Annotated in this window: 12 protein-coding genes; all 12 read left to right on the top strand. The window is 38.4% G+C overall.

All coding sequences use genetic code 11. From position 1 onward, the window contains the following. Positions 1-139 precede the first annotated feature (139 nt). The 12 genes from BM102_RS14025 to BM102_RS13970 all read left to right on the top strand — a co-directional run bounded on the left by BM102_RS14025 (position 140) and on the right by BM102_RS13970 (position 9,043). On the top strand, positions 140-520 hold the full coding sequence (locus tag BM102_RS14025) for a hypothetical protein (RefSeq protein ID WP_090478519.1): 381 nt from the start codon (positions 140-142) through the stop codon (positions 518-520). Further along, positions 510-872, top strand: coding sequence for an IS66 family insertion sequence element accessory protein TnpB (tnpB, locus tag BM102_RS14020; protein WP_072919712.1), 363 nt, complete (start codon positions 510-512; stop codon positions 870-872). The genes BM102_RS14025 and tnpB overlap by 11 nt, the downstream gene beginning before the upstream one ends. A gap of 269 nt (positions 873-1,141) precedes the next feature. Next, a complete protein-coding gene (tnpC, locus tag BM102_RS14015; protein ID WP_090478522.1) occupies positions 1,142-2,746 on the top strand; it encodes an IS66 family transposase in 1,605 nt (534 codons plus the stop codon). Positions 2,747-2,839: 93 nt separating this feature from the next. After that, positions 2,840-3,925 (top strand): glycosyltransferase family 4 protein, encoded by a 1,086-nt coding sequence (locus BM102_RS14010; RefSeq protein WP_090482983.1) that lies wholly within the window; start codon positions 2,840-2,842, stop codon positions 3,923-3,925. Between the two features lie 23 nt (positions 3,926-3,948). After that, on the top strand, positions 3,949-4,926 hold the full coding sequence (locus tag BM102_RS14005; RefSeq protein WP_090482981.1) for an ATP-grasp domain-containing protein: 978 nt from the start codon (positions 3,949-3,951) through the stop codon (positions 4,924-4,926). A 62-nt stretch (positions 4,927-4,988) separates the two neighbouring features. Further along, on the top strand, positions 4,989-5,627 hold the full coding sequence (locus tag BM102_RS14000) for a sugar transferase (protein WP_090482979.1): 639 nt from the start codon (positions 4,989-4,991) through the stop codon (positions 5,625-5,627). A gap of 31 nt (positions 5,628-5,658) precedes the next feature. Next, on the top strand, positions 5,659-6,633 hold the full coding sequence (gene bsh, locus BM102_RS13995) for a choloylglycine hydrolase (protein WP_090482975.1): 975 nt from the start codon (positions 5,659-5,661) through the stop codon (positions 6,631-6,633). Positions 6,634-6,773: 140 nt separating this feature from the next. After that, positions 6,774-6,968 (top strand): DUF2281 domain-containing protein, encoded by a 195-nt coding sequence (locus BM102_RS13990; RefSeq protein WP_090482973.1) that lies wholly within the window; start codon positions 6,774-6,776, stop codon positions 6,966-6,968. A gap of 4 nt (positions 6,969-6,972) precedes the next feature. After that, positions 6,973-7,317, top strand: coding sequence for a helix-turn-helix domain-containing protein (locus BM102_RS13985; protein ID WP_090482970.1), 345 nt, complete (start codon positions 6,973-6,975; stop codon positions 7,315-7,317). 184 nt (positions 7,318-7,501) lie between these two features. Further along, a complete protein-coding gene (locus BM102_RS13980; protein WP_090482967.1) occupies positions 7,502-7,834 on the top strand; it encodes a helix-turn-helix domain-containing protein in 333 nt (110 codons plus the stop codon). Then, entirely contained in the window at positions 7,834-8,589 is a 756-nt protein-coding gene (locus BM102_RS13975) for an ImmA/IrrE family metallo-endopeptidase (RefSeq protein ID WP_242942948.1), read from the top strand. Before BM102_RS13980 ends, BM102_RS13975 begins: the two co-directional genes overlap by 1 nt. Further along, positions 8,582-9,043, top strand: a complete 462-nt coding sequence (locus tag BM102_RS13970) for a PIN domain-containing protein (protein ID WP_090482960.1) — start codon at positions 8,582-8,584, stop codon at positions 9,041-9,043. The genes BM102_RS13975 and BM102_RS13970 overlap by 8 nt, the downstream gene beginning before the upstream one ends. Positions 9,044-9,134: the final 91 nt, after the last annotated feature.

Raw genomic sequence — 9,134 nt, 5'->3', positions numbered from 1 at the left:
GTAAACGGTAAATCATGAGTACCTCGTTCCATTTGTTCGGATTTGAGATAATTCTGTATAACAACTATGGATTGTATGGAAACTATGGATATAGTTCTCATACAAGTCATAAAACCCGAACATACAGGAGGATACTCATATGAATAATTCAGCTGCCTTAAAAAGACAGATGCGTTATCAGCAATGGGTTGAAGAAGTTAAAGACTTCAATTCCAGACCCAAAGACATGACAGTTCGTGAATGGTGTGCCATTCACGATATTAAACCACCAACCTTTTATGATCACATGCGTAGAGTTCAGGACTATTTCGCAGGTCAGCTTCAGTCTATAGATGAATCTAATCAGATGGTTATTAGTGAACCGACTTTTGTTGAACTACCACCTGCTATTGCTGAACCAAAACCAGTAACGTATGGAGTAGCTTCAATCATTTGTGGCAATGCTCGTATAGAAATATCAGAAGATATTTCTGAAGAGTTTCTATTAAAACTGATAGGAGCAATAAGCCATGCTCAATGACACTACCAGTTTTAAGAAGATATACATTGCTACAGGTTACACTGATCTTCGCCAAGGTATTGATGGACTGGCATCATTCGTAAAGCTAAGATTCAACCTAGATCCTTTTGACAAGGATACCTTGTTTTTGTTCTGCGGAAGAAAAGCAACCAAGATAAAAGGCCTTGTATGGGAAGGCGATGGCTTTCTCCTTCTTTATAAAAGACTTGAGGTTGGTGCTTTTGCCTGGCCTAGGACTGAGTCAGAAGCTCTAGCAATTTCAGCTGAACAGTATCAAAGGTTAATGAGTGGTTTTACTATAGTCGCTAAACATCCGATTTCAGAACTCAAAGAGCCTAAAGAAATCGTTTAGTTTTGTATAAAACAGAGAATTTTTAAGCGCCCAGGAAACGCTGATTTTAAGCGATTCTCTTCTTGTTTAAAGCCTTGAATAAGGCTCATATGTGGGCATATTTTCTCTGGAAATACCATTAAATCAATTGAAATGGCTAGTTACTAGCCTTTCATATATAAGCTCTGTGAAGCCTACAAACATAGGCATTATGACGAATGCCAAAACGCTGAAAATTAGCGTAAACACTGCATTTCAGCTATAATAGTTCCATAAGAAATGGAGCGATTATGTCAGTTAAATTCACAGAGGAACAACTGAATAACTTTGACAAAGCGATGCTAATACAGCTGTTTTTAAATCAGCAGGAGCAACTTGAATCCATCGATAACAAGATGCAGCTTCTGCTTGAACAGATGGCTGATATGAATCGTCAGCGCTTTGGTCGTTCATCTGAGAAATCTGATGAATCAAACCAACTATCATTTACCATCGAAGATGGTGAAATCATTTTCAATGAGGCTGAAGCCTTTGTAGATGATTGCTTTGAAGATGACAATGAAGAAACTATCACTGTCACTCGTAAGAAATCAAAAGGCAAAAAGGAAGAAGATATAAAAGGTCTTCCTGTTGAAAAAATCCCTCATGAAATGACTGAGGAAGAACTTAAGAGCTTCTTTGGTGATGAAACCTGGAAGCGTCTTCCTGATGAAATCTATAGGCGGTATAAATATACACCTGCTTCTGTCTCGGTTGAGGAGCACCATGTGGCTGTTTATTCTGGTTCTAAATCAGAACGAATGATTAAGGCTAATCATCCAAAGCAGCTACTTAGAAATAGCATGGCCTCTGACAGTACAGTTGCTGGTATATTCAATGCTAAATACGTAAATGCGATGCCACTATATCGTATTGAAGCTGAATACAACAGAGTTGGTATTAACATATCACGTCAAACGATGGCTAACTGGGTTATCCAGTGTGCTGACAGATACTTAGCAGTCTTTTACGATTATCTTCATGAGCATTTGTATGACTATCATGTAATACAAGCTGATGAAACTCCTTGCTTAGTTAACAAGGATGGTCGAGATGCTGGATCTAAGAGTTACATGTGGGTTTATCGAACAGGTAAGATGTACAAGGATAAGCCAATAGTAATCTATGATTACCAGCGGACTAGAAAGTCCGATCATCCAAGAGATTTTCTCAAGGATTTCAAAGGCATCTGTGTGACAGATGGCTATCAGGTTTATCACTCCATTGAAAAGGAACGTGACGACCTGACAATAGCAGGATGTTGGGCGCATGCAAGGCGCCGATTCGATGAAGCCTTAAAGGCTACACCGAAGGATAAACAGAAATCCTGTACAGCGAATAAAGCTTTGAAGATGATTCAAGCTATCTATCGCGAAGAGAAAAAGCTAAGTGACCTTTCTCCAGCCGAAAGATACGAACATCGACAGCTTACTGTCAAGCCTCTGGTTGAGGCCTACTTTGCGTGGGTTCATAAAGTTGAACCAAGTGTATTAGCTAACAGTAAAACTCATAAAGGATTACAGTATTCAATCAACCAGGAGCAGTATCTAAAAGTATTTCTTGAAGATGGTGAAGTTCCTATGGATAACAACGCTGCTGAGCAGTCAATCCGTGGATTCTGCATCGGAAAGAAAAACTGGGTTATGATTGATACAATCTCTGGAGCAAAAGCTAGCGCCATTGCTTACAGCATTGCTGAAACAGCAAAAGCTAATAACCTAAAACCTTATGAGTATTTCAAACATCTTCTTACTGTAATTCCAGAGCATCTGGATGATACAGATAGAAGTTTTATGGATAAGCTACTTCCTTGGTCAGATGAACTTCCAAGTGAATGTAGAAAACCAGTGAAGTAATCGTCGCGCCTGCGGGCGCGGCTAAATTTTAGAAAGGTACGGATGGTTTACCGTTTACGAGTTTTTGATTGTCTATAGATTTAGGAAAAATAAATGGGAAAAATAATAATACTTGCTAATAATTCAGGTGGTTTATACGATTTTCGTAATAACCTTATATCTGAATTAATAGCGAAAAATAATGATGTAATAGCATATACACCTTTTGATACAAATATCGAGGATTTAAAGGCTTTAGGTGTGGACTTGAGAGAGCTGCCGGTTGACCGACGCGGGCTTAATCCTTTTAAGGATTTAAAGCTTCTTATGAAGTGTATATCAATTGTAAAAAGTGAAAAGCCAGATTTGGTTATCACATATACTATCAAGCCAAATGTTTATGGTGGCATGGCTTGCAGATTATGCAAGGTACCATATGCTATCAATATCACTGGCCTTGGAACAGCGTTCCAGAATGATGGCATGGTAAAGAAGATTGCCACAGCTCTTTATACCATTGCTTGTAAAAAAGCTAAGATTGTATTCTTTGAAAATGTTGGTAACAGAGACATCTTCATCGATAATAAAATCGTAGATATGGAAAAGACCCATGTTCTTAGTGGAGCAGGAGTGAACACAGAATACTTTGCTTTACAGGAGTATCCTGAAAGTGATATAACAAAATTCCTCTTTATCGGTCGTATTATGAAGGAAAAAGGTATTGATGAGCTTTTGGATTCCATGAAGCGATTGATTGCTGATGGAGAAAAAGTAGAGCTTCATGTGCTTGGCGGATACGAAGAATCATATAAAGAGCAGATTGATGCATATGAGGCTGAAGGTTGGCTACATTATCATGGGTATCAACTGGATGTACGTCCATTCATTGCAGAAAGCAGTTGCTTTGTTTTGCCATCTTGGCATGAAGGAATGGCCAATACTAATCTGGAGTCTGCATCATCAGGCAGACCGGTTATCACATCAAACATCCATGGCTGCTTGGAAGCAGTAGAAGACGGTGTGACAGGCTACCTGGTAGAATGCAAGAATCCTGAAAGCGTATATCAGGTCATGAAAAAGTTTTTACAATTGTCTACAGAAGAGCGACGTGAAATGGGCTTGAATGGCCGCGAAAGAATGATTCGCATCTTTGAGAAGAAGGCAGTTGTGGCAGACACGATAAAATATTTAAACATATAATTAGTGAATTCGAGGTAATAAAAATGAATTATTTAATGTGTAGTGTTGGTAGACGTGGAGAGCTCATGAAAGATTTCAGAGCTTCAATGGAAGAAGGATCAAGAATTATTGCAACGGACAATAGTACTTACGCACCTGCTTTGTATTTTGCAGACAAAACATATCTTGTACCTAGAATTGATGATCCAACATATATCGATACATTACTTGATATTTGCAAGAAGGAACAGATTAACGCGGTTACAACTTTCATCGATCCAGAAATCATGATATTGGCTGAGAATCGTGAAAAGTTTGAGGCTCTTGGAGTAGAGGTTTTAGCTCCATATTTGGAGACAGCAAAGCTTTGCTTTGATAAGTATGAGATGTTCAAGTTCTTAAAGAAGAATGGAATCAATACACCAATGACATGGGGAACATACGAAGAAACAATGGCAGCTGTAGAAGCTGGTGAAGTATCATTCCCAGTATTTGTAAAGCCTAGATGTGGAAGCGGTAGCGTCGGAGCAAGAAAGGTTTTCGATAAGGAAACATTATGTTCAGCATTTGAGCAAGAGCCAACACTTATTGCGCAGGAAATGATGGATTGCCTCGACTTGGATGCAGATGTATATGTAGATACAAAGAGCCATTTGCCAGTTGCAATCTTTTCAAAGAAAAAGATTTCTACAACTATCGGCGGGGCAAATAAGACAATTTCATTCAAGGACGAGAAGCTCTTTGACTTCATCCAAAAGGCATTACCTTTATTTAAGTTTAACGGACCTCTTGACGCAGATTTCTTCTATAGAGATGGTCAGTACTATCTTTCAGAAGTTAATCCACGTTTCGGTGGTGCTTACCTTCATGCATATGGTGCAGGAGTGGACTTCATAAAACTTATCGATAATAACCTTAAAGGCAATGAAAATAAATCCATCATCGGCGAATACGAAGAAGGCGTCGTAATGATGATGTATGATAGCGTAGTAATCAAAAAGCAGGGTGAACTCGCTGAATAATATGATATACTTTAGACAGTCCATTTGGGCTGTCTATTTTATTTTGTAAGGGAATGAAAAATATGTACGAGAAATTTATAAAAAGATTAATTGATTTTGTTTTAGCACTTATCGGAATTGTGGTTTTGTCTCCACTATTGCTAGTTTTAATTATACTAGGCGCTATATTTATGGGAGGCAATCCATTTTTTACACAGGCACGTCCTGGCTGGCACGAAAAAGTATTCAAACTGGTTAAGTTCAGAACCATGGATAATCGTAAAGACGCCAATGGGAACCTTTTACCAGATGATGTCCGCTTGAACAAATATGGCCGTTTCTTGCGAGGCACATCGCTTGATGAGCTTCCAGAGCTATTTAACATCTTGGTTGGTGACATGGCCTTAATAGGCCCTCGCCCACTTCTTGTAAAATATCTTCCACGCTACAACGAGGAACAGCGTCACCGTCACGACGTCCGTCCGGGCCTCACTGGCTACGCTCAGGCCCACGGCCGCAACTCAGTCAGCTGGGAAGACAAATTCGCCATGGACGTCTGGTACGCCCGCAACATTTCTTTTGCGCTAGACTGCCAAATCATCGTAGATACAGTGAAGGCTGTTGTGAAACGTGATGGCATCAGTTCTGAAACATCTGCCACCATGGAGGAGTTCATGGGCACACCGGATGGGGTGGTGAGCCAGTGGAAGGAGCCTAGGTAGAGACAGAATAACAATATTTGGGGAGGTTATCATGTGTACTGCAGCAACATACTATAGCAAAGATCATTACTTTGGTAGAAACTTGGATTTGGAGTTTTCTTATCATGAGACAGTAACCATCATGCCTAGGAACTACAGGTTCCCTATTAGGCATCAGAATGATTTGGACAGCCATTATGCGCTGATTGGAATGGCATTTGTGGTGGACGACTATCCTCTTTTCTATGACGCTATCAATGAAAAAGGTGTTGGTATGGCAGGGCTGAACTTCCCTGGCAATGCAGACTACAAGGAAATGAATCCTGACAAAGATAACATTGCTCCCTTCGAGTTTATTCCATGGATATTGGGGCAGTGCGCTTCTGTGAATGAAGCCAGAACATTGCTTGAAAGAATAAATCTCATTAATGAGAACTTTAGCGAACAGCTTCCTCTATCGCCACTTCACTGGATGATATCTGATAAAACAGAGTCTATAGTAGTGGAGCAGACTAAAGAGGGGCTTCGCATTTACGATAATCCGGTTGGGGTAATAACTAACAATCCAACCTTCGATATTCAGCTCTTTGATTTAAACAAATATATGGCTCTTTCTACTGAGCCGGCACAAAATACTTTTGCTAAAAACTTATCCTTGCAACAGTATAGCTGTGGCATGGGAGCCATCGGTTTGCCAGGGGATTTATCATCTACATCCCGTTTTGTAAAAGCGGCATTCACACGGATGAACTCTGTATCAGGCGAATCAGAGCTGGAAAGTGTAAGCCAATTCTTTCACATCCTAGGTTCAGTGGACCAGCAGAGGGGATGCGTGCACCTAGGTGATGATGCGTATGAAATCACCATCTACACATCTTGCTGTAATTTGGATAAGGGAATCTACTATTACAATACCTATGAAAACCACCAGATTACTGCAGTGGATATGCATAAAGCGGATTTGGATGGAACAAAGCTGAGTACATATCCGCTGAGACATGGTGAGAACGTGTTGTGGGAGAATTAACGAATTTATAAGCGAACGTAAAACGAACGTATTAAAATACGTTCGTTTTTAAAATAAATGAAAAGCTGTTTATTAACACGAATTGGGATAGGAAGAACTGTTATAAAGGTTTAGAATATCAGTCTAGAGGAGGTTAGCTTATGGCATATGCAGAACTATTAGAAGAAGTAAAAGGGTTAAATGAACGCGATATGGCCGAAGTAGTTGATTTTGTTAGATTTCTCAAAACTAAGTATAATTCAAAAACAAAATATAGAGAGTCAAATATGCTGAAAGGAAAGCTAAAATATATGGCAGAGGATTTTGACGATTCAATTGATGAATTTAAGGAGTAATTGGATGACAGCAAGCGAGAGAATTCTTCAATTGTTGGATGAAAGAAAAATAAGTCAGAAAGAATTTTCCGATAAAACAGGTATTCCGCAGAGTACAATAAGCGATTGGCGAAAAAAGAAAACTAATCCGGCTTCAGATAAAATAATGATAATCTGCAAAGTGCTTAATGTAACACCAGAATGGTTATTATCAGGGATAGAAGAGGATGGATCTAGAGGTAATAGAGCTGACTATTATGTTATAGATAAAGATTCTGATCTGGGCGAATTAATGTCAGCTTATAGCGATATGGATACAAGTATGCGAAACAGATTAATGGGATATGCAAAAGCGCTCCTAGGATTGTAGGAGCGTATTATTATTAGGCGCTTACGGTAATGAGAAATGAAAAATGTATGCCAAGTATATAGACGAAGATATTTTTGTAAAATGATAAAAGAGGACGGAAAATGTTGTCATAAAATAATTAAAAACAGCAATTGAAAATATGACAAAGAGGATATATAATGAAAATGAGAATGGAGGGAAGTGCATGGGCGAAAATATTCAAAGCAATAGGCTTAAGGAATTGCGCAAGAATAGTAAATTAACTCAGGAGCAAATGGCTCAATATCTTGGAGTTGACCAGAGCCTGGTTACAAAGCTGGAAAATGGTACCAGAGCATTAAATGTATCATTAATAGAAAAAATATGTAGTTTGTTTTGTTGTACAGAGGATTATTTGTTTGGAATAGATGATGAATATACACCTATGACATTTGCATTTCGAGCAAATTGTGTTCAGGCAGATGATTTAGAAAGTATAGCTGCTGTCAATAGAATTGCTAGAAATATTAGATACATGAATAGTTTAATGGAGAAATAATGATGAAGTCGGATCAGGAATTGAATTCACTTGCATTGCAGACTCGAAGAGGCTGGAATGAAGATGGATATACACCTATTGATATCTTTGGAATAGTTAATGGATGGAAGGAAAAGAATATAACTGTGCTTAGATATCCACTTTCAGATAGAATTAGTGGAATGTGTACTAGAGTAGATGATGATATAGTGATTTGCATCAATTCAAAAACATCATATGGTAGACAGCGTTTTACGCTTGCTCATGAATTATACCATGTCCTCTATGAGGATATAGATGGTCAGATAATATGTAATAAGAGTATGAGTGAAAATCAGTCTGATTCAGAAAGGGAAGCTGATAAGTTTGCTAGTTATTTGTTGATGCCTTATGATGCACTGTTCCAATATGCAGCAAATAATCAAGAGTGGACACTTAGAAAGGTTATAGATGCGGAGCAGTTTTTTCAAATAAGTCATTTGGCTATGTTGTTTAGGTTAACAAGTAATGGGTTTATAGATGAGAAAACTGCAGAAGAATATAGAGATGTCACTGTTTCTAGAATGGCTGCATTGCTTGGCTATGGAAAAGAGTTGTATCAGCCGGCACCAGAGAATAGGCAATATTTTGCGACGGGAGAGTATATTCGAAAAATAGAAGATCTGTCAGCAAGAGATTTAATCTCCAATGGCAAAAGGGAAGAATTGTTATTAGAGGGATACAGGGCTGATATTGTATACAATCTTGAAGAGGAGGAAGGTAACTTGAATGACTGATGAGTATTTCTTCGATACAGATTGTTTATCAGCGTTTTTGTGGATAAATGATGTAAATATATTAAAAGAACTATATGGAGGGCGGATAATATTTCCAGGGCCAGTATATGATGAGTTATCAAATCCTGCCATTCCGCATCTGAAGAAAAGAGCAGATAACTTGTTAGAAGACAAAAGTGCTACTGTTTTAGAAATAGAAGTTGGCACTGAGGAGTATACAGTTTATCAATCTCTTGTTAGAGGGAAAGATGGAAATAAGCAAATTGGTAAAGGTGAAGCTGCTGGAATTGCTCTTGCAAAAATAAATAGTGGAATTCTTGCAAGTAATAATTATAGAGATATAGCACCATATATAGAGAAATATGGATTAAAACATATTGATACCGGTATGATTTTAGAGGAGGCTTTGAATAAAGGGCTTATTACAGAGGAGGATGGTAATGATATTTGGTAAGCGCTTAGTAATCCACCGTCGTGACTAACAGCGGTACTTTTGAAATAATAATAACAACTAAACATATGGAGCATTTCACTCCAATTACTAT

It is taken from the genome of Pseudobutyrivibrio sp. JW11, assembly GCF_900115355.1.
Lineage (GTDB): Bacteria > Bacillota > Clostridia > Lachnospirales > Lachnospiraceae > Pseudobutyrivibrio > Pseudobutyrivibrio ruminis.
This window is presented reverse-complemented; position numbering and strand designations above follow the sequence as displayed.

What these genes read in the sequence shown, in the direction of transcription:
- bsh (WP_090482975.1), top strand. Translation starts at nt 5,659, where the DNA reads ATGTGTACTGCAGCAACATACTATAGCAAAGATCATTACTTTGGTAGA.
- BM102_RS14005 (WP_090482981.1), top strand. Translation starts at nt 3,949, where the DNA reads ATGAATTATTTAATGTGTAGTGTTGGTAGACGTGGAGAGCTCATGAAA.
- BM102_RS14010 (WP_090482983.1), top strand. Translation starts at nt 2,840, where the DNA reads ATGGGAAAAATAATAATACTTGCTAATAATTCAGGTGGTTTATACGAT.
- tnpC (WP_090478522.1), top strand. Translation starts at nt 1,142, where the DNA reads ATGTCAGTTAAATTCACAGAGGAACAACTGAATAACTTTGACAAAGCG.
- BM102_RS13975 (WP_242942948.1), top strand. Translation starts at nt 7,834, where the DNA reads ATGATGAAGTCGGATCAGGAATTGAATTCACTTGCATTGCAGACTCGA.
- BM102_RS14000 (WP_090482979.1), top strand. Translation starts at nt 4,989, where the DNA reads ATGTACGAGAAATTTATAAAAAGATTAATTGATTTTGTTTTAGCACTT.
- tnpB (WP_072919712.1), top strand. Translation starts at nt 510, where the DNA reads ATGCTCAATGACACTACCAGTTTTAAGAAGATATACATTGCTACAGGT.
- BM102_RS13985 (WP_090482970.1), top strand. Translation starts at nt 6,973, where the DNA reads ATGACAGCAAGCGAGAGAATTCTTCAATTGTTGGATGAAAGAAAAATA.
- BM102_RS13980 (WP_090482967.1), top strand. Translation starts at nt 7,502, where the DNA reads ATGGGCGAAAATATTCAAAGCAATAGGCTTAAGGAATTGCGCAAGAAT.
- BM102_RS13990 (WP_090482973.1), top strand. Translation starts at nt 6,774, where the DNA reads ATGGCATATGCAGAACTATTAGAAGAAGTAAAAGGGTTAAATGAACGC.
- BM102_RS13970 (WP_090482960.1), top strand. Translation starts at nt 8,582, where the DNA reads ATGACTGATGAGTATTTCTTCGATACAGATTGTTTATCAGCGTTTTTG.
- BM102_RS14025 (WP_090478519.1), top strand. Translation starts at nt 140, where the DNA reads ATGAATAATTCAGCTGCCTTAAAAAGACAGATGCGTTATCAGCAATGG.